Below are 25,521 nucleotides of genomic sequence, written 5' to 3' on the forward strand. Positions count from 1 at the left end.
CGCGGTGAGCGGACGCTCTACTGGGGATTGCGTGACGGAGTCCGTCACCGGGACAGCGGCCGGGCCGCGCGCAGCGGGGCCACCGCGGCGCGCACGCTCTCCGTGGTGAAGAAGCCGTCGACGCTGACGGGAAGGCGGATCCGCCAATTAGGGTACTGGTCGATCGTGCCGGGCAGGTTCGGCTGACGCACCTGGCCGGTGACGTCGGCGGGCGAGGTCAGCACCAGCCGGCACGCCGCCGAGGCCAGGAGGACGTGTAAGGCCACAACGGGATCTTCGTCCTCGATCCCTTGCCGGGCAAGAAGTTCCCGGAGCGCGGCCCGCTCGGCGGCCGCCGCCTCGTACTCGGCGTCCACGCCGCGGTCCAGCAGGCCGAGCTCGGCGCGGACCCGGACGTGCTCATCGGCCAGCCACCCGGCGACCGTCGGCAGGTCGTGGGTGGAGATGCTGGCCATCGCCTCCGGATCCCATTCGGCGGGCGGCACGAACGGCTGTCCCGGCGCGTCGTAGTCGCGTTGGAACCACAGCACGGCCGAGCTGAGCACCCCGCGCTCGTGCATGGTCTCGGTGACGACCTCCTCGACCGTGCCGAGGTCCTCGCCGACGACCACCGCGCCCGCCCGCCACGCCTCCAGCGCGACCACACCGATCATCGCTTCGGCGTCGTAGGAGACGTAGGTGCCGCGGTGCGCGGGCTCGCCCGGCGGAATCCACCACAGCCGCCACAATCCGGCGACGTGGTCGACGCGGATGCCGTCACCGTGCCGCAGTACCCCGCGGATGACGTCCCGGAGCGGCGCGTAGCCGGCTTCGGCGAGCTTGTCCGGCCGCCACGGCGGCAGGTTCCAGTCCTGGCCCTGCTGGTTGAACGCGTCCGGCGGGGCGCCGACGCGTGCCTCGGCGGCGAAGACCTCCCGCTGCGCCCAGGTGTCCGCGCCGCCGGGGTGCACCCCGACCGGGAGGTCGTGCACGATCCCGGCGGGCATGCCCGCCTCGCGTGCCGCTCGCCGGGCGGCGCCCAACTGGACGTGGCAGAGGTGTTGCAGCCAGCCGTGGAAGCCGATCCGGTCAGCGAGTTCTTCGCGCGCCCGCGTGACGGCGGGGCTCGCCGGGTCACGCAGTTCCTCCGGCCAGTCGCGCCAGTCCGCGCCGTGCCGCTCGGCCAGTGCGCAGAACGTGGCGAAGTCACGGAGGCCGGAAGTGTCGGGCAACTCTTCGACACGGTGCGGCCACAGCAGTTCCAGCGCCGCCCGTTTGGCCGTCCAGACGGCGTCGTAGTCGATGAGATCGCCGTCACGATCCGGGGCGAGCGACAGGACGGCTTCCCGCGTGGCGGGGTCGGCCCGCTCGAACGTCTCGGTGGCGGTGACGCGCAGGTAGATCGGATTGGCGAAGCGACGGCTGGCCGGGGAGTACGGCGAGCGTTCCACGGGATGCGCCGGGCTGATCGCCTGGACGGGATTGACCAGCAGCACACCGGTACCGAGCTCGCGGGCCGAACGCCCGGCGAACTCGGCCAGGTCTGCGTAGTCACCGATCCCCCACGAGTCGGCCGAGTGCAGGGCGTAGAGCTGCAGCATCCAGCCCCAGGCCGGCGGGGCTTCAGGCAGTTTGGCCGGCACCACCGCCAGCACGACCTCCTGGTCGGCCGTGACGACGCGGTGCCAGCCGAGCGGCAGATCCGCCGGCAGTTCGTCTTCGACCCGGCGCCGGGCACCGTCCTCCAGCACGACCTCGGCGGCCACGCCGAGCGGGTGAGCGGCGCCCTCCCGCACGACGATCGTCGGCGGCAGCGCCGTCGCGGCCCTGGCGGCTTCGACAGCGGCGAGGGCCCGCTCGACGGCGGCCTCCCCGGAGGCGTCCACGTCGAACTGGGCGAGAACGGCGACGACGACATCGTCGGCCACCTCGACCCACTCATGGTCGGAATTTTCGTAGCGGGTGGCTATGCCGTAGGCGTCGGCGAGCCGGGCAAGGGGGCGGGTTTCGTCTCGGGCCACTGGACAAGCATCACGGTGCGAAGGTGATCGCGCCATCTGCGCGAGCGAAGTCACTCCGCGCAGCGCCCGAGTCGCCCTGGGTGGGCAGTGCCGAGACTCGGAGACCCGCCCGCGGAAGCCTCGCCGGGAGCCGGTCTCAGGGAACCGGAAGAGGAGGCATCGCGGGTTCGTGAAGCCACCGTGAGAAGAAGGCGTCCAGCGAACGACCGGTGCACCGTTCGGCCAGCGCGACGAAGGCCGCGGTGGTGACCAGACCATGCCGGTTCTCCACCGTCCAAGCCTTCACCAGCGGGAAGAACACCGCGTCACCGACGGTACAACGCAAGGCGTGCAACAGAAGGCCGCCGCGTTTGTACACCCGCTCGTCGAACATCCGCGCCACCCCGGGATCGGAAAGACGCAGATCCGCGGGCTTCGCCTCCATCCGCGCGTGCCAGGTCTTCGCCGAGTCGTGCGCGCTCTGCCCGCCGGATTCCTCGGACCAGAGCCATTCCGCATAGGTCGCGAAGCCCTCGTTCAGCCAGATGTGCCGCCAGTCGGCGACGGTCAGGCTGTTGCCGAACCACTGATGCGCCAGCTCGTGCACGACGAGCCGTTCATGGGTGCGCCGCCCGTCGACGTGGTTGGCGCCGAAGATCGACATACCCTGCGCCTCGATCGGGTCGTCGAGGTCGTCGTCGGTGACGACGACGACGTACTCGCCGAAGGGGTACGGCCCGAACAATCGCTGCAGCGAGTCCATGATCCGCCCCTGCCGCCCGAAATCACGCGCGAACGCCCGGCGCAGGCGCGGCGGTACGGCGGCCCGTTGCGGGACCGAGGTGACCACGGAGCCGCCGTCGAGGTTGATCCGGAACGCCTCGACGGCGGGTTGCGAGAACCAGCCGGGCTGGGGACCGGAGACGAGTTCGACGTCGTCGTACCGTCCTATTTGGACACTCATCAGGTACGTCGCCGTCGGCTCTGGCCGTTCGAAGACCCACTTCGTGGTGCTGGCGCGCTCGTGTCGCGCCACCAAGTTCCCGGTGACCGCCACGAGATAAGGCGACGACGTCGTCAGCGAGACGCGATAGGTCGCCTTGTCCGAGGGGTGGTCGTTGCACGGGAACCACGACGGCGCCCCGACCGGCTGGCTCGCGACGATCGAGCCGTCGGTCAGTTCGTCCCAGCCGATGTCGCCCCACAAGCCGGGAAGCGGCCGGGGGTTGCCGACGTACTGAATCTCGACCCGGAACTCGCTTCCGGCGGCCAACGACTTCGCGGGCTTCACGTACAGCTTGTGCGCACGCCGCGTGTACTTGGCCGGTTTCCCGTTGACCAGCACGCGACTGATCCGGAACTCGCCGAAGTCGAGTGTGAGCCGCGACAGCGCCTGCGTCGCCTCCGCGGTGATGGCCGCGAAGCCCGCCAGCCGGTTGGGACCGATCTTGTAGTCGAGTTCCAGATCGTAGTGCCGGACACGGTAACCACCGTTGCCGTGCCGGGGCAGATAGGAGTCGCCGGAAATGTCCGAGCCGGGCGAGGGCTGCGCGGAGGCCTTCGAAATCACCCGCGAAAGAACCCCGCTTCCCTACTTCGTCCAGGCCGAGATGGGATTGCCCAGCCAGCGCGAGTCGGCGGGAACCGCGTCGCCCCGGGTCACCAGTGAGCCCGGTCCGACGGTCGTCCGCGCGCCGATGCTCGCACCAGGCAGCACGATACCGTGCGGTCCGAGCGTCGCTCCCTCGTCCAGGGTCACCGGCGACATCGTCATGATCCGGTCGTGGAACAGATGGGTCTGCACGACGCAGCCACGGTTGATCGTCGCGCCGTCACCCAGGCTCACCAGGTCCGACTCGGGCAACCAGTAGGTCTCCAGCCACACCCCGCGGCCGATCTCGACGCCCATGGTCCGCAGCCACGCCGGAAGCAGCGGTGTGCCGCCCAGCGAACCGATCAGCCACGGCACCGCGAGCGCCTCGACGAAGGTGTCGGCGAGTTCGTTGCGCCAGACGAACGAGCTCCACAACGGATGATCGACGGCGCGGAACCGGCCGACGAGCAGCCATTTCATCGCGGTGGCGGTCAGCGCGGCGACGGCACCGGCGGCGAGCAGCAGCGGCCCGCCGAGCAACACCGCGACCAGGAAGCCGTACGCACCGGCCAGCGCGAAGATCCCGGCGGTCACCAGCACGGTCAGCGCGACGCCGCACATCACCGGCACGAGGCGGCACAGTTCGACGAGCGCCCGCGCCGCCTTCAGCCGCAGCGGCGGCGTGTACGTGCGGCTCGTGTCGGCCGCCCCGACCGACCGGCGGACCGGCAGCGGCGGCATCCCGAGGTACGAGGAGCCCTTCTTCGCCTTGAGCGGAGCCGACGACAGCACGCCGACGAGGCCGCGTTTCGGCACCGAACGTCCCGGCGCGGCCATCCCCGAGTTGCCGAGGAACGCCTGCTTGCCGATCCGCGCCGGCGCGACGTGCAGCCAGCCGTGACCGAGTTCGTAGGTGGCGACCAAGGTGTCGTCCGCGAGGAACGCGCCACTGTCCACCTGGGTCATCTTCGGCAGCGCGAGCACGGTGGACGCCTCGACGTTGCGGCCCACCTTCGCGCCGAGCATCCGCAGCCACACCGGGGTGAACAGACTGGCGTACAGGGGGAACAGCCCTTCCCGCGCCATGCCCATCAGCCGTTCGGTCGCCCAGACCTGCCAAGCGACGCGGCCGTGCACGGGGTGGTAACCCTCGACCATGCCGATGCTCAGCGAACGGACGCCGGCGAGCACGAGCAGGGCGTAGCTCACGAAGTACGCGATGGTCGCGAGCGGGGTGAACAGCAGCGCCTGGCCGAGCGCGGCACCCAGCGAAGCCGTCCCCGTGATCGCGTAGCCGAGCACCGCGACCGCCGGAAGCGCGGCGACAGCCGGCAGAAGCCCGAGAGCGACCGAGGTCACGCCGTAGACCGAAGCCCAGGAACGCGAACGTGGCGGGCGGCTCGACGGCCACTTGAGCGAGTCCTTGGCGGCACGCGCCGCGGGCGCACCGGCCCAGCGCTGTCCGGCGGGCACACTGCCGCGCACGGTCGACCCGGCCGCGATCTCCGCGCCCTTGCCGATCCGCGCACCGGGGAACAGCGTGCTGCGCGCGCCGATCCGCGCGTCGGCGCCGATCCGGATCTTGCCGATGTGCACCAGGTCGCCGTCCACCCAGTGCCCGGTCAGATCGACCTCGGGTTCGATGGCGGCACCACGGCCGAGTTTCAGCATGCCGGTGACCGGCGGCGGCGAATGCAGGTCGACGTCCTTGGCGATCCGCGCGCCGAGCGCCTTGGCGTACGTCGTCATCCAGGAAGCACCCGCGACACTGTCCGCACCGCTGAACTCGGCGAGCTTCTCGGCCGTCCACAGTCGCAAGTGGACACTCCCGCCCCGCGGGTAGCTGCCGGGACGGACGCCGCGCAGCAGCAGCCGCGACCCGGTCGCCGAGATCGCGATGCGGCCCGCGGGGCTGAACAGCGCGATCCACGCGACGGCGATCCACGCCCAGCTCAGCGTGGGAGCCCAGGCGAACCCGGCCAGTGACAGCACGTTCGACACCGTCGCGGCGATCGTCGTCCAGCGCAGGCCGACCAGGCCCATCAGCGGGATCATCAGCAGCGACTGGATGATCCCGGCCTTGCGCGGGGTCGGCGCGATGTCGCGGCGTTCGGTCTTCTCGCCGCTCAGCGCGTCCAGCAGCGAGGCCAGCGCGCCGAGCTTCGGGTTGGCGTAGATGTCGCTCACCGACACCTGCGGGTGCCGGGTGCGGATCCGCGCGATCAGCTGCGCGGCCGTCAGGCTTCCGCCGCCGTTGGAGAAGAAGTCGGCCTTCGGGCTGTCGACCGAAACGCCCAGGATCTCGGCCCAGCCTTCGGCGAGCCAGCTCTCCGTCGGGGACAGCCCCGATTTGGCGGCGTTCACCGTGGACAGTGGCCAGGGCAGCGCAGTGCGGTCGACCTTGCCGGAGGTCCGCGTCGGCAGATCGTCGATCAGCGCCAGCAAGGGGACGAGCGCGGCGGGCAACTGCTCCCGCAACCGGGTCGCGGCCTCGTCGTGGTCGAACTCGACACCCGCGGCGGGCACGACGTATCCGACCAGCACCTGATTGCCCGCCTTGGTGCGGCGGACCGCGGCCGCGGCGCCCTGCACTCCCGGCAACGCCTGGAGTGCGGCGTCGACCTCCCCGAGCTCGATCCGGCGGCCGCCGAGTTTGACCTGTTCGTCGAGCCTGCCGAGGAACAGCAGCCCCTCGGCTTCGGCGCGGACCAGGTCACCGCTGCGGTACGCGCGGCGCCAGCCCAGCGAGGGCAGCGGCGCGAACTTCTCGGCGTCCTTCTCCGGGTCGAGGTAGCGGGCCAGGCCGACGCCGCCGATGACCAGCTCACCGGTGTCCCCCATCGCGACCGGCTCGCCTGCCTCGTCGACGACGGCGAGCTGCCAGCCGGCGAGCGGCAGGCCGATGCGGACCGGGCCCTCGCCGGTCATCTTCGCGGCGCAGGCGACGACGGTGGCCTCCGTCGGGCCGTAGGTGTTCCAGACTTCGCGGCCTTCGACGGCCACGCGTTCGGCCAGCTCCGGCGGGCAGGCTTCACCGCCGAAGATCAGCAGGCGGACGTCTTCAAGCGCGTCCCCGGGCCACAGCGCGGCCAGCGTCGGCACGGTCGAGACGACGGTGATGCCCTGCGCGACGAGCCACGGGCCGAGGTCGACACCGGTCCGCACGAGCGAACGCGGCGCCGGGACCAGGCAGGCACCATGGCGCCAGGCGAGCCACATCTCTTCACACGACGCGTCGAAAGCGACGGACAAACCGGCGAGCACGCGGTCGCCGGGGCCGATCGGCTCCTCGGTGAGGAAAAGCCGGGCCTCGGCATCGACGAAGGCCGCGGCGGACGCGTGCGAGACGGCGACGCCCTTCGGCTTACCCGTCGAACCGGAGGTGAAGATGATCCAGGCGTCGTCGGTCGGCGCGGGGCCGCCTTCGACGCCACCGGGCGAACCGGGCACGGTGATCGCGCCGCCATCGCTGACGACGGCGGCGACGCCGGCCTCACCGAAGACCAGTTCGGCGCGCTCGTCCGGGTCGTCCGCGTCGACCGGCACATAGGCGGCGCCGACGGACAGGATGGCGAGGATCGCGACGTAGAGTTCCGCGGTGCCCGAGGAGATCCGGACGCCGACCCGGTCACCGACGCCGACCCCGTTGGCGGTCAGCTCGCGGCCGTAGGCGTCGACCTCCTCGACGAGCTTGCGGTAGGAAAGCGAGGTCTCGCCGTCGTCGATCGCGCCCGCGTGGGGATGGCGGGCGGCGGTCTCGGCGAGGATGTCGACCAGGGTGCGCTCACCGGCACCGAGGCCGGACCAGAACAGGGCGCGGTCGGCGGCGGGCGCGGACGGCGGAGCGACGGTGACCTCGGCGACGGGCCGGGAATCGGCGGTGAGGGTCATCGGGCGGTCACCACGGGCAGGACGGAACCATGGGCGCTCAAGCCCATCACACACCTTTCGCGAAGTGCGTCATTCGGGCTCGCTCTCCGAATGAGGCGCCCGCTAGCGGACCTTCGACTTTACCCGCCGGTGCGCGACATATCTCGGAAGGGTCTCGACAGAGTGTCGAAGCTCACCAGGGGACACACCGAAACCCGAGGTCATCGGCGCGTCCACCCAGTGAACTATTCACCTACATGGTGAGAAATCAGCGCGTCTTCGGTTTTCCTGCCGCTTTTCCGCCGACCTTGGGCCGTTGTTTCTTTTCCCGTACTCGGACATTCACCCGGACAGGGGTGCCTTCGAATCCGAACCGCTCACGGAACTTCCGTTCGATGAACCGCCGGTAACCCGCCTCGAGGAAGCCGGTGGTGAACAGGACCAGCGTCGGCGGGCGGATACCCGCCTGCGTCGCGAACAGCACCTTCGGCTGCTTGCCGCCGCGCACCGGCGGCGGGGTCGCGGCGATGAGGTCGGCCAGCCAGCCGTTCAGCTGACCGGTGGGTACCCGCTGGTCCCACGACTTCAACGCGGTCCGCAGCGCGGGCGCGAGCTTGCGCACCGACCGGCCGGTGAGCGCGGAGATGTTGACCTTGTCCGCCCACGGCACCCGCACCAGGCCGCGGTCCAGTTCGCGGACCATGGCGTGGCGGCGGTCCTCGTCGACGAGATCCCACTTGTTGAAGGCGAGCACGCAGGCGCGCCCGGCTTCGACGACCATCGTCAGCACCCGCAGGTCCTGCTCCGAAAGCGGCTCGGCGGCGTCCAGCAGCACGATCGCGACCTCGGCCGCGTCGATGGCGGTCTTGGTCCGCAGCGACGCGTAGTACTCGGCGCCGTTGGCCGAGTTGACCCGCTTGCGCAGCCCCGCCGTGTCGACGAACCGCCAGGTCTCGCCGTCCAGTTCGACCAGCGAGTCGACCGGGTCGACGGTGGTACCGGCGACCGAGTCCACGACGGACCGCTCCTCACCGGAGATCTTGTTCAGCAGGCTGGATTTGCCCACGTTCGGCTTGCCGACCAGCGCGACGCGGCGCGGGCCGGTGGTGGCGCGGTCGCCGTCGCGCGGCATCTCCGGCAGCGCCTTGACGATCGCGTCGAGCAGGTCACCCGAGCTACGCCCGTGCAGCGCGCTGACCGGGTGCGGTTCGCCGAGGCCGAGTGACCACAGGGACGCGGTGTCGGCGAGCAGGCGGTCGTCGTCGACCTTGTTGGCGACGAGCAGCACCGGCTTCTTCGAGCGGCGCAGCACCTTCGAGGCGGCCTCGTCGGTCGCGGTCGCGCCGACACTGGCGTCGAGGACCAGCAGTACCGCGTCCGCGGTGGCCATCGCGATCTCGGCCTGCGCGGCGACGGAGGCCTGCAGCCCGGTCGCGTCCGGCTCCCAGCCGCCGGTGTCGACGAGGGTGAACCGGCGGCCCGCCCAGAACGCGTCGTAGGCGACGCGGTCCCTGGTCACGCCGGGAACGTCCTGCACGACCGCCTCCCGGCGGCCGAGGATGCGGTTCACCAGGGTCGACTTGCCCACGTTCGGCCTGCCGACGACGGCGAGGACCGGCTGCGCGAGCTGCGCCTCCTCCTCGGCCTCGCCCGCGGCGATCTGCGCGTCGAGCGCGGTGAATTCGGATTCGTCGGACCAGGAGCCGTCGATTTCGCCGACTCCGTCGAGTCCCGCCGACGTATTTCCCCCCGCGGAGGCGGAGTCAAATCCAGACATTCGTTGCTTCTCGATCCTGTCGCGTGTCTCGGAGCCCGTGCTCCGAGCGCCATTCGTCCAGTGCCTTCACGAGGTCCGCGAGCGCGACGCGAAGCCGCTCGGTTCCCTCCTCCAGCCCTGTCCTTCCCTTCCCGATCGCGGGAGTGAAAGGTTCGCCGACCAAAATGTCGACGCGTGGCCGCCAACGCCTCTTGGCGCCGGCGGGTTTGTACGTCCCCCGAGTGGCGACCGGAACCACGGTCGCGTTCCCGGCGCGGACCAGGAAGGCCGCGCCGCGCTCGAAGTTTTCGGCGTCACCGAGACCGCGGGTGCCTTCGGGGAAGATCCCCACCGCACCGCCGTCCTCGAGCACCTTCACCGCCGTCATCAGCGGTTTGCGGTCCACCGCACCCCGTTTCACCGGGATCTGGCCCAGCTTCGGGAAGAACCAGCCGACGAACCCCCGGAAGAGTTCCGCCTTGACCAGGAACGCCGTGCGCCGGGCGAACATTCCGAACAACAGCTGCGGTTCGACCATCGAGCTGTGGTTGGCGATGAACACCACCGGCCCGGACGGCGGCACGCGGTCGGCGCCGTGGACCCGGACGCGGAACGCGGGCCGGACGACGAACTTCGAGATCCCCCTGCCGAAGGTGTGGATCGGGCCGCTCGCGCCTTCGGGCAGTCCCTTCGCGCTCACCTGGCGGCCTCGGCGGGGCAGCCTTCGAGAAGACCGCGGTGCAGCGCCAGTTCCGCCAGCGCGACGATCACCTGGTCGATGTTGAGCGCCGAGGTGTCCACCTCGACGGCGTCTTCGGCCGCGCGCAGGGGTGAAGCCGCTCGTGTGGAATCCAGGCGGTCACGCCGTTGCACCGCCGCCTTCGCGACGTCATGAGTGGTTTCGCGGCCGGCGGCGGAATCCTGCGCGCTGCGGCGCGCGGCGCGAACCTCGGCTGAAGCGGTGAGGAAGATCTTGAGCGGCGCTTCGGGCGAGACGACGGTGCCGATGTCGCGGCCTTCGACCACGATGCCACCGACCCGGCCGAGCACCTCGGTGATGAGGTCGCGCTGCCGGGCGACCAGCAGTTCGCGGACCGCGGGGACGGCCGAAACGGGCGACACCGCCGTGGTGACGTCCGCACCGCGGATCTCGGCGGCGACGTCTTCTCCCGCCAGGGTCACGGTCGCGTCGTCGGGACTGGTTCCGATGCCGAGTTCGGCCTTGCGGGCGACGTCGGAAACCGCGTCCGCGTCGGCCGGGTCGACCCCGGCGCGCAGGACGGCGAGGGTGACCATGCGGTACATCGCGCCGGTGTCGAGGTAGCCGGCGCCGAGTTTGGTCGCGAGCTTCCGCGAAACCGTGGATTTCCCGGTTCCGGACGGGCCGTCCATCGCGACCACACCACGCAGGGCTCCCGTCACCGAAACTCTCCTCAGCTCATTCGTCGCTCATCTGATCGACGACCATTCTGCCTGGTGGCGCACGACCCGCCTCAGCCGCCCACGGCGAACCGGTCGACGAGCATGCCGACCCGTTCCGTGCGCGCGTCCGCCGGGAGCCGTCGGCCGCGTTCGAGGGTGACCAGGCCGTGCAGGGCGGCCCAGAACGTCTCGGTGTAGAGGCCGGGGTCGTGCTCACCCGCCACCGGGCCCACGATTTCGAGCAGGGCACCGAAGGCGTCCTGCACCGGCTCGGGACTGTCCGGACCGGCGAAGTCCAGCTCACTGGCGAGGGTGAAGATCGCGTCGTAGAGCGCGGGTTCGCGGTCGGCGAAGTCGAAGTAGTTCTCGGCCAGTCTCCGCAGCGCGCCGCGCGAGTCCTCCGCCGTGCCCGCCCCCTTCCGGAGCTGGGCGGCCATTTCGGCGCAGCCCTCGAGCGCCGCGGCCGCCATGATCGCCCCCTTGCCGGAGAAGTGGCTGTAGAGGACCGGCTGGCTGTACTCGATCTTCGCCGCCAATCGCCGGGTCGTGACCGCGTCCCAGCCTTCCTCTTCGGCGATCTCGCGGGCGGCGGTGACGATCAGCTGTTCGCGCCGCGAGCGATCCCGCTCGCGGCGGGGGTTCGTGACCATCCGAACATCCTAGCATCGCTAGGCAAGCTAGCGTTGATAGCACTGAAGTCCCCGCCATATCCAGCGGTCACGTGTTCCTCCGCAGACCCGGACGGGCGGTTTCGGACTGCCGGTGACGCCGTCCGAGGGTGATCCGATCCTCGCGGTCGAGGGCGTTCCGGAATGTCCGCGCACTGGGCTGGGCGATGCTCCCGGTGCCGTTTCTCGTCCGCCCGAAGCAAAACGGACAGTGGGTTACTGTTGACGTCGTGAACGTCGAAGTGACCCCGCTCCCCGGAATAGGCGTCCGCAAGGACTTCGCCACCCGCAACGGCCGCCGCGTGGGCGTGGTGACCCATCGCGACGGACACGTCGAGCTGATCGTGTCCAAAACGGACGATCCCGACGCCTGCCTGGCCTCACTTCCGCTCACCACCGACGAAGCGGGCGCGCTGGCGAACCTGCTCGGCGCGCCCCAGCTGGTCGCCCAGCTCACCGAAGAGCACCGGGATCTGCCCGGTATCAACACCAAGCAACTGCCGATCAAGGCGTCGTCGCCGTTCGACGGCCGGACGCTGGGCGACACGGCCATGCGGACCCGCACGAGCGTCTCGGTCGTCGCGGTGATGCGGGCCGGGCAGGTCCACCCCTCCCCCACGCCGGACTTCAATCTCACCGCGGGCGACGTCCTCGTCGCGGTCGGCACCTCGGAAGGTCTCGAGGCCGCCGTCAAGATCTTGAAGTACGGCTGATCGCGGATGGACCACACCGCACTGTCCTTGATCGAACTCGGGGCGGTCTTCTTCGGGCTGGGCGCGCTCGGCCGCCTCGCCGGGAAGATCGGGATGTCCCCGATCCCGCTGTACCTGATCGGCGGCCTGTGCTTCGGCCAAGGCGGCCTGATCCCACTCGGCGACATCGGCGACTTCACCCACCTCGCCAGCGAGATCGGCGTCGTGCTGCTCTTGCTCCTGCTGGGCCTGGAGTACTCGGCGGCCGAGCTGTTCACCGGGCTGAAACGCTCGTGGACGGCGGGGGTCGTGGACATCGTGCTCAACGCCGCGCCGGGAGCGATCGTCGCGCTCATCCTCGGCTGGGGGCCGATCGGCGCGATCGTGCTGGCGGGGGTCACCTACATCTCGTCCTCCGGGATCATCGCGAAGGTGCTCGGCGACCTCGGCCGGCTCGGTAACCGGGAAACGCCGGTGGTGCTGTCGATCCTGGTGTTCGAAGACCTGGTGATGGCGCTGTACCTGCCGATCCTCACCGCGGTCCTCGGCGGTGTCAGCTTCCTCGGCGGTATGAAGGCGGTCGGGATCTCGCTGATGGTGATCACGGTCGTCCTGGTGATCGCGCTGAAGTTCGGCCGGTACGTCTCCGCGGCGGTGGACAGCCCGGACCGCGAGGTCTTCCTCCTCAAGGTCCTCGGCGCGGCCCTGCTGGTCGCCGGCCTGGCTTCGGCGATGCAGGTGTCGGCCGCGGTCGGTGCCTTCCTGCTCGGCATCGCGATCTCGGGCTCGACGGCGGAGAACGCGACGCACCTGCTCGAACCGCTGCGAGATCTGTTCGCGGCCGTGTTCTTCGTCGTGTTCGGGCTCAACACCAACCCCGCGTCGATCCCGCCCGTGCTCGGCTGGGCCGTCGTCCTGGCGATCGCGACCACGCTCACGAAGGTCGGCACCGGCTGGTGGGCCGCGCGACGGCAAGGCATCGGGAAGATGGGCCGGGCCCGCGCCGGAGCCGCGCTGGTCGCGCGAGGAGAGTTCTCGATCGTCATCGCCGGACTGGCGGTGGCGGCGGGCGCGGTGACCGGCGAACTAGCGGCCCTCGCGACGGCGTACGTACTCCTGATGGCGATCCTCGGCCCGACGGCCGCGCGGATCGTCGAGCCGGTGGCACGCGCCCTGCAGCGCCGTCCTTTCGGGTCGAAGACCCCCGCTTCCCAGACCGGCTGATCTCCCACCCCCCTCACGCAATTCGGCACCTGATTGCGATCTGCGCACACGCATGGGTCGCAATCAGGTGCCGAATTGCGTTGTCTAGCCGCGCTCAAGCCCCGAAACGGTCGCCGGTGCGAGCTGCGCCGGAGCCGCCGGAAGCGGAGCCGGAACCGCCGACGGTCCCGCGCCCGCGACGGGCAGGGCCAGCGAGGTCTTGCCCAGATCCACCGTGATCTTCGGGTACTGCGCCGGACCCGAGATGAACGAACCGTCCGTCCCGCCGATGATCAGCGCCAGCTGATGTCCTTGGGGGACGACATGATCCGTACTCGCCAGCCGGAACGTCATGGTGTACGGCTGCCCCGGCGTCAGCGGCGATTCCTGGCTCAGTGAACGATGGTTGGCCAGATCCGCCCAGCCGCGGCTGATGATGTTCAGCCCGACCGAGACCGCGTCGGTGCTCGTGTTCAGGTAACAGGCGTCATTGCCGGGAGCGCTCGCGCCCCAGCACGACTGCGTCAGCTCGTTCTTGATGCCTTCCTTCGGTCCCGTGTGGTTCCGGATCGTCGCGGGGCCGTAGTCCACGAGGATCGCCGAGAGCCGCGCTGTGGACGTCGACGGTGTCGCGGTCACAGTCACCTTCGCCGTCCCGGAGACGTGCAGATCCTTCGCCAGCGCGCCGGTGCTGAACAGCAGGCGTCCGCTCGCGGTCTCCGTCGGCCTCGCCGCCCAGCTGTTCGAGGACTGACCGGACGAGTCCGTGAACGACGCCGTACCCGTCCCCGCCGTGGTGCCGAGTGTGCCGACGCCCGGCGTGCCGCCGGCCGCGGGACGCAGGGTGACCGCGCTCCCCGCCGGCCACGCCGCCTGGTCCACCCAGACGTCCGGTTCGCGTTCCACGCTCGCGCCCGGTGTCTTCTCGATGCCGTTGTCCACGCCGAGCAGGTAGTGGTCGAACCACTTGTGCAGGGTGTCGACCCACGCCGACCGCCGGTAGTCGAACGGATCGACGTGACCGGCCTGCGTCAGCCAGAGCTTGCGCTCGACGTTCAGTGCTTCCCACCACTGCCCGAAGTTGATCGTCTTGACGTTGAGGTCGCCCAGGCCGTGCGAAGCGAGCACGCTGGCCTTCACCTTCGACGCGCTCTGCACATGGTCACGGTCGAGCCAGAAGGCGTTGTAGTCGCCGTTCGCCGTCGCACCCGCGGTGAGCTTCCGGTTCGCCGCGCTGCAGTTCTGCCCGCCGTTGCGCTGGGAAACGGTCTGCGCGAGCCCCGCGGGGCTGCCCTGACGCAGGTTCGCGCCGTCGGAGCGGTAGTAGTCGTACCAGGAGCTGATGGCGCCGATCGGCACGATGGTCTTGAGCCCGTCGACACCGGTCGCGGCGACACCGTTGGCGATCGTGCCGTCGTAGGACTTCCCGATCATGCCGACCGCACCCGTCGACCAGGTCGCGTTCGTCCTGGCCGATCCGGTCGCCGTCGTGTAGCCGTTCGCGCGGCCGTTCAGCCAGTCGACGACCTTGCGCGCCGAGTTGACGTCCGAAGGCCCGCCGACGTCGGTGCAGCCACGGGACTTGTTGGTACCGGCCAGATCCACCAGGACCACGGCGTAGCCGCGCGGGACGAAGAAGTTGTCGTAGTAGAGCGGGAACCCGACCGGCCTGCCCGCCGAGTCGTAGGTCTTCAGCTCGCTCTCGTTGCCCCGCCCGCAGCACGAGTAGTACGGGCTCGCGTCCATGATGACCGGGACCTTCTTGCCCTGCGCCGCCGGTTCCTTCGGTCGGATGATGTCGGCGGCGACCCGGTCCGGACGGCCGTCGCCGTCCCCGTCGAGACCGATGTCCACCCAAGCCGTCTCGCGGACGGCCTGGGCGAAGTCGTAGACCGGTTCGCTGCCCCGCGGCCCCGCCGCGGCCTGCGGTGCCGCGACGGCACCGCAGGCCGCGGCGACCGCCAAGATCCCTGCCAGCACAACTCTTCTCACGGTCGAGCCCTTCCCCGTCGGCTGAAAGCCCGTCAGGAAGAGCTAAACGCGAGGATCGCCCGTGCAGTAGAGCGGAAAGTCTTACAGTCAGGCGCAGCCAGTCCGCCGAGGGTGGCGGCGGAGCGAGTCCTGGCTCACAGATCGACGGCGCGGTAGAGCGAACCGACCTCGCCGCGGTTCAGCCGCCGGATCGAACCCGACCGCTGGGCACCGAGCTGGACGTCGCCGAGCGCGGTCCGGACCAGTTTGCGCACCGGGTGCCCGGTGGCCGCCATCAGCCGCCGCACGATGTGCTTGCGGCCCTCGTGGATGACCAGTTCGATCTGGGTGCGACCGGCCAGCATGTCCTTGACCCGGAACTGGTCGACCTTGACGATGCCGTCCGGCAGCTCGAAACCGGCCCGCAGTTCCTTGCCGAGCCCGCGCGGGACGATGCCCTCGACCTCGGCGAAGTAGGTCTTCAACACGCGGAACGACGGGTGCATCAGCCGGTGGCCGAGGTCGCCGTCGTTGGTGAGCAGCAGGAGCCCCTCGGTGTTCTCGTCGAGCCTGCCGACGTGCACGATGCCGGGCGTCTCCTCGTACCGGCCGCGCAGGTAGTCGCCGACGCACGGGCGGCCGCGGTCGTCGCTCATCGTGCTGTGTACGCCCTTGGGCTTGTTCAGCAGGAGGTAGACGAGGTCCTCCCGGACCTGGACGCGGGTGCCGTCGACGTGGATCACGGAGCTGTCCGGATCGACCCGGCGGCCGAGTTCGGTGACCACCTTGCCGTCCACGCTCACGCGACCGCGCACGATCAGGTCCTCGGCCGCGCGGCGCGAGGCGACGCCGGCCTGCGAAAGGACCTTCTGCAGCCGAATGCCGTCGGGATGCGGGTCAGATGTCATCGATGGTGTCCACTTCGGGTAGCAACGGAGCGATGGGCGGAAGGTCGGCCAGGGACGAGAGGCCCAGTCGCTCCAGGAACAGCTCGGTCGTCACGTACAGCGTGCCTGTGGTTTCGGGGTCGGTCCCCATCTCCTCGATCAGGCCGCGTGCCAGCAGCGTCCTGATCACCCCGTCCACGTTCACCCCGCGGACGGCGGCGACCCTGGCCCTGGTCACCGGCTGCCGATAGGCGATCACGGCGAGGCTCTCCAGTGCGGCTCGCGTCAGCTTGGAACGCTGGCCGTCGAGCAGAAGCTTCTCCACGAACGGGGCATAGACGTCCCTAGTGTAGAACCGCCACCCTTCGCCGACTCGGCGCAGGTCGATTCCGCTGGCCCGCTCGGTGAACTTCTGCGCCATCGTGCGCAGCGCCACGGTGACCCGCGACACGGGCTGCCCGACGGTGTCGGCGAGCGACTCCTCGTTGATCGGCGAGTCGACGACCAGGAGCAACGCCTCGAGCGCCGCTTCGAGCACCTCGTCGGAGGTGACGTCGGGGTAGTCGCCGTCACCCGCCGCCACGAGCCCCTGGTCGGCAGGCGGCTCCTCCCCTCCCGCCTCCGGCTGGTCGGCCTCCGGCGGGTTGGAAGCGTCCTGTACCTCGTCGGACTCGGTGATGGAAGCTTTCCGCCCGTCACCGGTCTCGGGGATCTCTTCGGTCTTCTGGATCTCTTCGGTGTTCTCGGGGTTCACCCGTACTCCTCGTCCTCCGCGGCGGCGAGGTCCTGTTCGGCCGCCACCGACGCCTGCGTCACGGACCCGCCGGTCCAGCGCACGTGCAGTTCGGCGAGCGCCTCCAGCTGCTCGAACTGGACCGAGGCCTCCCGGTACAGCTCCAGCAGCGCGAGGAACCGCGCCACGATCTCGACGGTGTGCTCGCAGTCCTCGACCAGCTCGCCGAAGGTCGCTTCACCCAGTTCCGCGAGCTTGAGCCGCAGAAGCGCGGCGTGCTCGCGCACGGAGACCCGGCCCATGTGGATGTGCGCGATCGACACCGTCGGCGGCGGCTTCGGCCGGAAGACCGCGACGGCGATCTCGGCGAACTTCGCCGGGTCGACGCCGAGCATCACCTCGGGCAGCAGTCCCATGAACCGGTCTTCGAGCGCGACCGACCGCGGATACCGTCGCAGCGCGCCGGCCTCCAGCTCACCGAACAGCGCCGCGACCTGCTTGTACGCCCGGTACTGCAGCACGCGCGCGAACAGCAGGTCCCGCGCTTCGAGCAGGGCGAGGTCGTCTTCGCTCTCCACCTCGGCGGCGGGCAGCAGGCGCGCCGCCTTGAGGTCGAGCAGGGTCGCCGCGATGACCAGGAACTCGGTCGTCTCGTCGAGGTTCCACTCCGTGCCCAGTGCACGGGTGTAGGCGATGAAATCGTCCGTGACCTGGTGCAACGCGACTTCGGTGACGTCGAGCTGGTGCTGTGAGATCAGCTGGAGCAGCAGATCGAAGGGGCCCTGGAAGTTCGACAGGTTCACCTTGAACTTGGACGTGCTCAGCTCTTCGACGGCCAGTCCTTCGGGGACCATCCCGCCGTGCACGGTCTCGTGCACGACGGGGGTCTCGTCTGCCTCTGTCCGCTCGACCGGCGCTGAACCGCTGGGAGCAGCCGCGGCCGGGTCGTCCATCAGCTCTCGGTCTCTTTCCCGTCCTCACTGCCCGCCCGCAGACGCTGGACGAGCACCGACTCCTCGCCCGCCGCGTCGAAGTCGGCCAGCAGAACGGCCACCGCCTCGCGGACCAGCCTGCCGCGGTCGAGCACGAGCCCGTGCTTCGCCCGGAGGTTCAGCCTGGCCTGCTCCATCGCCAGCAGTTCGTCGCCGGAGACGTAGACGGTGATCTTCGCGTCGTGTTTGGTCCTCCCCGAGCCGCTGCGCGCGGCACGGGTCAGCTGTTCCTTGTGCGCGGGCCCCGGCTCGTTCCCGGATCCGTTCCCGTTGCCGTTCCCCGTCGCGGGGGCGGGCGGTTCGGGCGCGGGCGGGAGATCGAGGGCAGGACTGGAGGTGATCCTGAAAAGTTCGGACGCTCCGGGCAGGGAAGCTCGCCTGCTCACCGGGCGATCACCTCACGGGCCAGCGCTCGATAGGCGGCCGCGCCTGCCGATTTGGGGGCCCACGTCGTGATCGGCTCGCCCGCGACCGTCGTCTCGGGGAACCGCACGGTGCGGTTGATCACCGTGTCGAACACGATGTCGCCGAATGCCTCCACCACTCTCGCCATGACCTCCTTCGAGTGCAGGGTTCTCGGGTCGTACATGGTGGCGAGAATCCCGGTGATGTCCAGTTTGGGGTTGAGGCGTTCCTGCACCTTCTCGATGGTGTCGATCAGGAGCGCTACGCCTCGCAGACTGAAGAACTCGCACTCCAGCGGGATGATCACACCGTCCGCGGCGGTCAGTGCGTTCACCGTCAGCAGGCCTAGCGAGGGCTGGCAGTCGACAAGAACATAGTCGTAGTCGTTCATGACCGGACGAAGGACCCGTAACAACGTGTGTTCGCGCCCTACCTCTGCGACCAACTGGACCTCGGCCGCGGACAGGTCGATGTTGCTCGGCAGCAGGTCGACGCCGTCCACCCGGGTCTTCCGGATGGTGTCGGTGATGCTGACCGAGCGCTCCATGATGACGTTGTAGACCGTCTGGTCCAGCTCGTGCGGCTGGATGCCGAGGCCGACCGAGAGAGCGCCCTGGGGATCGAAGTCGACCAGCAGTACCCGGCGGCCGCATTCGGCGAGCGCCGCACCCAGGTTGATGGTCGAGGTGGTCTTGCCGACGCCGCCTTTCTGGTTGCACATGGCCATCACCAGTGCGGGGCCGTGCCGTTCCAGCGGCGGCGGATCGGGGATCTCGCGGTACGGACGGCCGGTGGGGCCGATACCTTCCCTCTCGAGTTCCTGCTGCTTGGTTTCTTTGGCGCGCTTGGCCTTGCGGCCGCGGGAAGAGATCGTGTCCTCCGACGGTTCGTCGCCGTCGTGTTCGGCGGGGGTTGCGATGGTCACCTGGCGGAGGCTCGCCGCGGCCGAACCGGCGGACGCGGACGGCTTCGCCGGCTCGTTCGGTGTCGACATGACGCGAAAGCTCCTCTTCGGCAGGATCCTCGGCAGCCTATGCGCGATGCGTGAGTCGAGCCAACGAGGCACGCCGGGACCGACCGGGTCGATTAGCCGAGCGCGCGGGGATGTGCTGTGGCGTAAACCTCGCGCAGCGTGTTGACCGTGACCAGCGTGTACACCTGCGTGGTCGTCACCGAAGCGTGGCCGAGGAGTTCCTGCACGACGCGGACGTCGGCGCCGCCTTCGAGCAGATGTGTGGCGAAGGAATGGCGCAACGTGTGCGGGGAAACGCCCGCCGTGATCCCCGCGGATTCCGCGGTGTCCTTGAGAACCTGCCACGCGCTCTGCCGGGAAAGCCGGGAGCCGCGGGCGTTGAGGAACATCGCCGGCGTCCCCCTGCCGTGGGTGGCGAGCGCCGTCCGCGCGCGGACGAGGTACGCGTGCACCGCTTCCAGCGCGGGACGGCCGATCGGCACGATGCGCTGTTTGCCGCCCTTCCCGTCGAGCAGCACGGTGCGTTCGGCGTCGTCGATGTCGTCGACGTCGAGCCCGACGGCCTCGGAGATCCGCGCGCCGGTGGAGTAGAGCAGTTCGAGCAGCGCCCGGTCCCGCAGCGGCCGTTCTCCCTCGGGCGGCGGGGTTTCGAGCAGTTTCAGCACCTCGTCCACCGGCAGCGCCTTGGGCAGCCGTTTCGCCGCGGCGGGTGGGCGGACCTCGCGGGCCGGGTCGTGCTCGGTGATGCCGTCGGCGTGCGCGAACTTGTGCAGCCCCCGCACGGCGACCAGTGCGCGAGCCGCCGAGGACGCGGCGAGCGGCCGATGCTCTTCGTCGCCTTCGCGCAACGCCGCGCCGAACGAGGTGATGTGCGCCGAGGTGACGTCGGTGAACCGTTCGACGTCGGCACCGCCGAGGTAGGCGGTATACCGGCGAAGGTCCCGGGAGTAGCTGTCGAGGGTGTTCCTCGCGGTCCCGCGTTCGACCACCAGGTGGTCGAGGTATGCGGCGACCACCTGGGCGACTCCGGTACCCCCGGCCCGTGACACACGGACACTCTAGGACCAGCACGACCCGTTCGGGGGTAAGCCGCGCGTACCCGCGTCGCGGATGTGAAACGGGCTACCTTGGAATCATGTCCCAGCGACCGGACCCGGACGAGCTGCGCGTCGGCACCGCCGAGCGCGAAGAGGCGGCGCGGCTGCTCGCCGACCACTACAGCCAGGGGAGGATCACGCCCGACGAGTACGAGGGCCGTGTCCTCGCCGCGTACGAGGCCGTGACGCTCGGCGAACTCCGGCCGCTGTTCCAGGACCTGCCCGCCCCGCATCCGGCATCCCTGGCGCCGCGGTCCGACCCACCGCCGTTCATGCCCGTGTATCAGCAGCCCGCCGCGGTCATGCCGTACTCACCGAAGTCGAAGATCGCCGCCGGGGTGCTGCAGATCGTGCTGCCGTTCGGGATCGGCCGGTTCTACACCGGGCATGTCGGGCTCGCGTTGGGGCAACTGGCGGTCGTGCTGGTCACCTGCGGCGTCGGGGTGGTCTGGCCGATCGTCGACGGGATCGTGCTGCTGGCGAACGGCGGCACCGACGCGCAGGGCCGCCGTCTCCGCGACTGAGCACCGGTACGTCACCGGCCCGCTGACTCCCCTCCCGGATGCTATGAAAGGTCCTTTCCTTGCAAATTTTGCAAGGAAAGGACCTTTCATAGCACGCGAAGGGGATCAGAGGCCGCGCGAAGCGAACTTCGTCGGCCGATCCTCCCAAGGCGCGTCCGAAGGCCGCGCCGAAGCCACTCCGGAAAGCACCGCGTGCGCGGCGAGCACGCCACCGACGGTCGACCCGTTCACCAGCTCACCGGCCAGCGCCATCCGGACCGCCTCGGCGAGCGGGAACTTCCGCACGACGAGGTCCGCCTCCTCGTCGCCGAGGACCTCTCTGTCCACTTCGGACAGTTCACGGGCGAGGTAGACGCGGACGACCTCGTCGGTGAAGCCGGGCGAGGCCGCGACGTCGACCAGGGTCTCCCAGCGCTCGGCGCTGAGCCCGACCTCCTCGACCAGTTCCCGTTTGGCCGCGCCGACGGGGTCCTCCCCCGCCTTGTCGATCAATCCCGCGGGCAGTTCCCACAGCCGTCGCCCGAGCGGGTGCCGGTACTGGTGGATCAGCGTGACCGCGTCGTCCTCGTCGAGCGCGACGACCGCGACCGCGCCGAGGTGCTCGACGACCTCACGGCGGGCGGTGCCGCCGCCGGGCATCACGACCTCGTCGACCCGCAGCCCGACCACCCGTCCGATGTGGACGTCCGATGTGGACGCGACGGTGAATTCGTGTTTGCCGGGTTCGGTCACCGGGCCACCGCCTGCGGGGTCTCGGGCAGCTCGACCGGCAGCCGCTCGGCGACCTTGCGGTCCACGACGGCCTTGACGAACGCGCTGAACAGCGGGTGCGGCCGGGTCGGGCGGCTCTTGAGCTCCGGGTGCGCCTGGGTGCCGACGAAGAACGGGTGCTGGTCGGCGGGCAGCTCGACGAACTCGACCAGGTGGTCGTCGGGCGAGGTGCCCGAGAACACCAGGCCGGCCTCGGAAAGGCGCTTGCGGTAGGCGTTGTTGACCTCGTAGCGGTGACGGTGCCGCTCGGAGACCTCGGTGCTGCCGTACGCCTTCGCGACCTGCGAACCCGGCTTGAGCTTGGCGACGTACGCGCCGAGCCGCATCGTGCCGCCCATGTCGCGCTCGCCGGCGACGACGTCGCGCTGGTCGGCCATCGTGGAGATGACCGGGTTCGCGCTCTCGTCGTCGAATTCGGCCGAGTTGGCGTCCTCGATCCCCGCCAGGTTCCGCGCCGCGTCGATCACCATGCACTGGAGGCCGAGGCACAGGCCCAGCAGCGGCAGTCCGTGGGTGCGGGCGTAGGCGATGGCGCCGACCTTGCCCTCGATGCCGCGGATGCCGAACCCGCCGGGGATCAGCACACCGTCCACATCGGACAGAGCGGCCCCGGCGCCTGCCGGGGTCTCGCAGGAGTCCGAGGGGACCCAGGCGATCTGGACCTTGGCACGGTGCGCGAATCCGCCCGCGCGCAGTGCTTCGGTCACCGACAGGTACGCGTCCGGCAAGTCGATGTACTTGCCGACGACCGCGACCCGCACCGTCTCCGACGGGTTGTGCACCCGGTCGAGCAGGTCGCCCCACACGGTCCAGTCGACGTCGCGGAACGGCAGCCCGAGACGGCGCACCACGTAGGCGTCGAGTGCCTCACGGTGCAGCACCTTCGGGATGTCGTAGATCGACGGCGCGTCGGGACAGGCGATGACGGCCTCGGTGTCGACGTCGCACATCAGGCCGATCTTGCGCTTGAGGTCCTCCGGCAGCTCGCGGTCGGCACGGCAGACGAGCGCGTCGGGCTGGATACCGATGTTGCGCAGCGCGGCGACCGAGTGCTGGGTCGGCTTGGTCTTGAGCTCACCCGACGGGGCGAGGTACGGGACCAGCGAGACGTGCAGGAAGAAACACTGGTCACGGCCGACGTCGTGGCGGACCTGACGGCAGGCCTCCAGGAACGGCAGCGACTCGATGTCGCCGACGGTGCCGCCGACCTCGGTGATCACGACGTCCGGGCTGTTCCCGTCCTCGTCCGCGCCCGCCGCGGCGGTGATCCTCGCCTTGATCTCGTCGGTGATGTGCGGGATGACCTGCACGGTGTCGCCCAGGTACTCCCCGCGACGCTCCTTGGCGATGACCTCGGAGTACACCTGCCCGGTGGTGACGTTCGCCTTGCCGTCGAGGGCCCGGTCGAGAAAACGCTCGTAGTGCCCGATGTCCAGATCGGTCTCGGCGCCGTCGTCGGTGACGAACACCTCACCGTGCTGGAACGGGTTCATGGTGCCTGGATCGACGTTGAGGTACGGATCCAGCTTCTGCATCGTGACCCGGAGCCCACGTGCGGTAAGGAGCTGACCCAGGCTGGAAGCCGTGAGTCCCTTACCCAGAGAGGAGGCAACGCCTCCGGTGACAAAGACATACTTGGTAGCCCGCGACTGAAGTCCCACGGGCTTCCACCTTATCCCACGCCCGCCGGAGCGCTCACCGGCCACGCCGCAAGCGTCCGATGGAGTGGAAAACCGCTACCCTCGCGGCGTGACAGACGCGCACGACACCTGGACCGCACCGGTCGCGGAAGGCCCGCTCGACGCGGACGTCCGTGTCCCCGGCTCGAAGTCGATCACCAACCGGGCCTACGTCCTGGCCGCGCTCGCCAGCGCGCCGACGCGGGTGAGGACCCCGCTCGACTCCCGGGACGCGCGGCTGATGCTCGGCGCCATCTACGCCCTCGGCGCCCATTCGCAGGAAAGCATCTCCGGTTACCTCGTGCACCCGCTCGGACCCGGGCGGGTGCACCCGAACGACACCGTCCGGGTCGAACTGGGCAACGCGGGCACGGTCGCCCGGTTCACCCCCGCGCTCGCCGCGCTGGGCACCGGCCCGGCGCTGTTCGACGGAGACGAGGCGCTCCGCCGCCGTCCCATCGGCCCGCTGCTGAAGGCGCTGCGCGGCCTCGGCGCCCGCATCGACGACGACCGCCGCGACGCGGTGCCGTTCACCGTCCACGGCGAAGGCGGCCTGCGCGGCGGCAAGGTCGACCTGGATTCGTCGGCGTCGAGCCAGTTCCTGTCCGCGCTGCTGCTCGCGGGCCCGTCGTTCCAGCAGGGGGTCACCGTGCGCCTCGTCGGCGGAGGGGTGCCGAGCGAACCGCATATCGCGATGACCGTCGAAATGCTCCGCCGCTTCGGGGCCACTGTGGAGCGCGAAGGCGCCGAGTTCCACGTCGCGCCCACGAGGCTTTCCTGCCCCGAGTACATCGTCGAGCCGGATCTCTCGACCGCCGCCCCGTTCGTCGCCGCGGCGGTCGTGACCGGCGGCACGGTGCGGATCGCGGGCTGGCCGCAGCGGACGACCCAGCCCGGGGACTGGCTGCGCAGCCTGGTGCCCGTCCTGGGAGCCGCCGCCGAACTCGACGCGGGCGGCCTGACGGTCACCGGCGGCGGCACGATCCCCGGCGTCGAACTGGACCTGCACGACGTCGGCGAACTGACACCGGTGATCGCGGCGCTGCTGTGCTTCGCCGAGGGGCCGTCGGTCATCTCCGGCGTCGCGCATCTTCGCGGCCACGAGACCGACCGGCTGACCGCCCTCGCCACCGAGCTGTCGTCGCTCGGCGCCGACGTCCGCGAGACCGAAGACGGGTTGCGGATCACGCCGGCGCCGCTGCACGGCGGGAAGTTCCACACCTACGACGACCACCGGCTGGTGATGGCGGCCGCGGTGCTCGGCCTGAGGGTCGAAGGGATCGAGGTGGAGAACCCGGGGACGGTCGGGAAGACCTTCCCCGGATTCGCCGAGGCCTGGACCTCGATGCTCGTCGGCTAAGCGAGCCCTCCGGCGAAGGGGGTTTCCCGCCACTGGTCGATCATCGGTTTCATGCCGTCCACCAGCATCGGCAAAGCGGGCGCCATCGACAGGCAAGCGACCACCTGAAGCAGGCCCAGCGCTTCGAAGGTGCGCAGCACGCCTTCGTCGACCTCGCGCAGGCCGAGTTCGACGGCGGCGGCGTTGTAGGCCGCGATGCCCTCGGGACCGGTGAAGGCGAGGTCGCGTTCGATCGGGCCGCGGTTCACCAGTTCGAAGTCGGAGTAGAGCTCGCCTTCGCCGGTGACGATCAGGTTGTAGCCCGGCGCGTCACCGTGGACCGGCTGGACGGTGGCCCCGGGGAACGCCTTGGCGAAGGCCTCCTCCGAGGCCAGCAGCGGCCGGAGGGCCTCCCATTCGCGGCGGGCGCGGTCGTGGTCGGCGGGGGCGAGCAGCTCCGGCCTGCCATCGAGTTGGGCGAGGCCGTCGGGAATGAACGGGTCCAGGCCGTTCAAGAACGCCAGATCCCCGGGATAGTCGCGAAGCGCGGCGTGCAGCTTCGCCACGAGCTTGGCCGAGTGCTCCACGGTGAGGTTCGCGTCCTCGACGAACTCGACGAACTCCCAGAAGGTCATCGAGAAACCGTCGCACCGCACGGGCTCCGCCGGGACCAGCGGGCTCGGCTTGACGACCGGGAGCCCCTTCTCGCCCAGCCAGGCGGCGACGGCGAGTTCACGCCGCTGGTCGGTCGACTGCGTCTCCAGCGTGGTCGTACGCGGCAACACGGTCGGCACGCGCACGACGACGGGCGAAGGCGCCAGCCGCACGATGACGGAGAAAACGTCGTACAGGACTTGGGGTTCGGTGACGGTGATGCCGAGGTCGCGGCTCGCGGAAACCGCGGCGGCCACCGCCCGCGCGGTGCGGGCGGCCCGTTGTTCGTCGGTGATCATGCCGCGAGTCTGG

The 25,521-nt window shown here is 70.1% G+C and carries 21 protein-coding genes; 4 read left to right on the plus strand and 17 right to left on the minus strand.

Features of this window, described 5'->3' with window-relative positions; translation table 11 throughout:
* Positions 1 to 44 precede the first annotated feature (44 nt).
* From malQ to P3102_RS23755, 7 genes are all read right to left on the minus strand, one after another.
* A complete protein-coding gene (gene malQ / locus P3102_RS23725) occupies positions 45 to 2,000 on the minus strand; it encodes a 4-alpha-glucanotransferase (protein WP_276361867.1) in 1,956 nt (651 codons plus the stop codon).
* Between the two features lie 136 nt (positions 2,001 to 2,136).
* Entirely contained in the window at positions 2,137 to 3,549 is a 1,413-nt protein-coding gene (locus P3102_RS23730; protein ID WP_276361868.1) for a M1 family metallopeptidase, read from the minus strand.
* Positions 3,550 to 3,570: 21 nt separating this feature from the next.
* A complete protein-coding gene (locus tag P3102_RS23735; protein WP_276361870.1) occupies positions 3,571 to 7,464 on the minus strand; it encodes a Pls/PosA family non-ribosomal peptide synthetase in 3,894 nt (1,297 codons plus the stop codon).
* Positions 7,465 to 7,711: 247 nt separating this feature from the next.
* Entirely contained in the window at positions 7,712 to 9,220 is a 1,509-nt protein-coding gene (der, locus tag P3102_RS23740; RefSeq protein WP_276361871.1) for a ribosome biogenesis GTPase Der, read from the minus strand.
* A complete protein-coding gene (locus tag P3102_RS23745) occupies positions 9,207 to 9,899 on the minus strand; it encodes a lysophospholipid acyltransferase family protein (protein ID WP_276361873.1) in 693 nt (230 codons plus the stop codon). Before P3102_RS23745 ends, der begins: the two co-directional genes overlap by 14 nt.
* Positions 9,896 to 10,600 carry a (d)CMP kinase gene (gene cmk / locus P3102_RS23750; protein ID WP_276371317.1) on the minus strand — a complete coding sequence of 235 codons (705 nt, stop codon included), beginning with the start codon at positions 10,598 to 10,600 and terminating at the stop codon, positions 9,896 to 9,898. The genes P3102_RS23745 and cmk overlap by 4 nt, the downstream gene beginning before the upstream one ends.
* 92 nt (positions 10,601 to 10,692) lie before the next feature.
* Complete coding sequence (locus P3102_RS23755; protein ID WP_276361874.1) at positions 10,693 to 11,271, minus strand: TetR/AcrR family transcriptional regulator; 579 nt, start codon at positions 11,269 to 11,271, stop codon at positions 10,693 to 10,695.
* A gap of 248 nt (positions 11,272 to 11,519) precedes the next feature.
* Here P3102_RS23755 and P3102_RS23760 point away from each other — a divergent pair, with 248 nt between their 5' ends.
* Together P3102_RS23760 and P3102_RS23765 are read left to right on the plus strand one after the other, a co-directional pair.
* Positions 11,520 to 12,002, plus strand: coding sequence for a cation:proton antiporter regulatory subunit (locus P3102_RS23760; protein WP_125786286.1), 483 nt, complete (start codon positions 11,520 to 11,522; stop codon positions 12,000 to 12,002).
* A 6-nt stretch (positions 12,003 to 12,008) separates the two neighbouring features.
* Complete coding sequence (locus P3102_RS23765) at positions 12,009 to 13,205, plus strand: cation:proton antiporter (RefSeq protein WP_276361877.1); 1,197 nt, start codon at positions 12,009 to 12,011, stop codon at positions 13,203 to 13,205.
* A gap of 84 nt (positions 13,206 to 13,289) precedes the next feature.
* Here P3102_RS23765 and P3102_RS23770 read toward each other — a convergent pair whose 3' ends face one another.
* From P3102_RS23770 to xerD, 7 genes are all read right to left on the minus strand, one after another.
* Positions 13,290 to 15,164 carry a Xaa-Pro dipeptidyl-peptidase gene (locus P3102_RS23770; protein ID WP_276371319.1) on the minus strand — a complete coding sequence of 625 codons (1,875 nt, stop codon included), beginning with the start codon at positions 15,162 to 15,164 and terminating at the stop codon, positions 13,290 to 13,292.
* Positions 15,165 to 15,310: 146 nt separating this feature from the next.
* Positions 15,311 to 16,063, minus strand: coding sequence for a pseudouridine synthase (locus P3102_RS23775; RefSeq protein ID WP_276361878.1), 753 nt, complete (start codon positions 16,061 to 16,063; stop codon positions 15,311 to 15,313).
* Positions 16,053 to 16,796, minus strand: coding sequence for an SMC-Scp complex subunit ScpB (scpB, locus tag P3102_RS23780; protein WP_276361880.1), 744 nt, complete (start codon positions 16,794 to 16,796; stop codon positions 16,053 to 16,055). Before scpB ends, P3102_RS23775 begins: the two co-directional genes overlap by 11 nt.
* Positions 16,793 to 17,728, minus strand: coding sequence for a segregation/condensation protein A (locus P3102_RS23785; RefSeq protein WP_276361882.1), 936 nt, complete (start codon positions 17,726 to 17,728; stop codon positions 16,793 to 16,795). The genes scpB and P3102_RS23785 overlap by 4 nt, the downstream gene beginning before the upstream one ends.
* Positions 17,728 to 18,153 (minus strand): cobyrinic acid a,c-diamide synthase, encoded by a 426-nt coding sequence (locus tag P3102_RS23790; RefSeq protein WP_276361883.1) that lies wholly within the window; start codon positions 18,151 to 18,153, stop codon positions 17,728 to 17,730. The genes P3102_RS23785 and P3102_RS23790 overlap by 1 nt, the downstream gene beginning before the upstream one ends.
* Entirely contained in the window at positions 18,150 to 19,166 is a 1,017-nt protein-coding gene (locus tag P3102_RS23795; protein ID WP_276361885.1) for an AAA family ATPase, read from the minus strand. The genes P3102_RS23790 and P3102_RS23795 overlap by 4 nt, the downstream gene beginning before the upstream one ends.
* Positions 19,167 to 19,258: 92 nt before the next feature.
* Positions 19,259 to 20,161 (minus strand): site-specific tyrosine recombinase XerD, encoded by a 903-nt coding sequence (gene xerD / locus P3102_RS23800; RefSeq protein ID WP_276371321.1) that lies wholly within the window; start codon positions 20,159 to 20,161, stop codon positions 19,259 to 19,261.
* Positions 20,162 to 20,280: 119 nt separating this feature from the next.
* Between xerD and P3102_RS23805 the strand changes: the two genes are divergently transcribed.
* Entirely contained in the window at positions 20,281 to 20,766 is a 486-nt protein-coding gene (locus P3102_RS23805; protein ID WP_276361886.1) for a DUF1707 domain-containing protein, read from the plus strand.
* A 105-nt stretch (positions 20,767 to 20,871) separates the two neighbouring features.
* Here P3102_RS23805 and P3102_RS23810 read toward each other — a convergent pair whose 3' ends face one another.
* Both P3102_RS23810 and P3102_RS23815 read right to left on the minus strand, forming a co-directional pair.
* Entirely contained in the window at positions 20,872 to 21,498 is a 627-nt protein-coding gene (locus P3102_RS23810) for an NUDIX hydrolase (protein ID WP_276361888.1), read from the minus strand.
* The gene (locus P3102_RS23815; RefSeq protein WP_276361889.1) at positions 21,495 to 23,198 is read right to left on the minus strand and encodes a CTP synthase; all 1,704 of its coding nucleotides are present in this window, start codon (positions 23,196 to 23,198) and stop codon (positions 21,495 to 21,497) included. The genes P3102_RS23810 and P3102_RS23815 overlap by 4 nt, the downstream gene beginning before the upstream one ends.
* An 88-nt stretch (positions 23,199 to 23,286) precedes the next feature.
* On the opposite strand from P3102_RS23815, the gene aroA reads away from it, so the two are divergent.
* Positions 23,287 to 24,576 carry a 3-phosphoshikimate 1-carboxyvinyltransferase gene (aroA, locus tag P3102_RS23820; RefSeq protein ID WP_276361891.1) on the plus strand — a complete coding sequence of 430 codons (1,290 nt, stop codon included), beginning with the start codon at positions 23,287 to 23,289 and terminating at the stop codon, positions 24,574 to 24,576.
* Here the strand turns inward: aroA and P3102_RS23825 are convergent.
* Positions 24,573 to 25,508, minus strand: a complete 936-nt coding sequence (locus tag P3102_RS23825; protein ID WP_276361892.1) for an aminoglycoside phosphotransferase family protein — start codon at positions 25,506 to 25,508, stop codon at positions 24,573 to 24,575. The two genes, aroA and P3102_RS23825, sit on opposite strands and share 4 nt — an antisense overlap.
* Positions 25,509 to 25,521 lie beyond the last annotated feature (13 nt).

It is taken from the genome of Amycolatopsis sp. QT-25, from assembly GCF_029369745.1.
Classification (GTDB): domain Bacteria; phylum Actinomycetota; class Actinomycetes; order Mycobacteriales; family Pseudonocardiaceae; genus Amycolatopsis.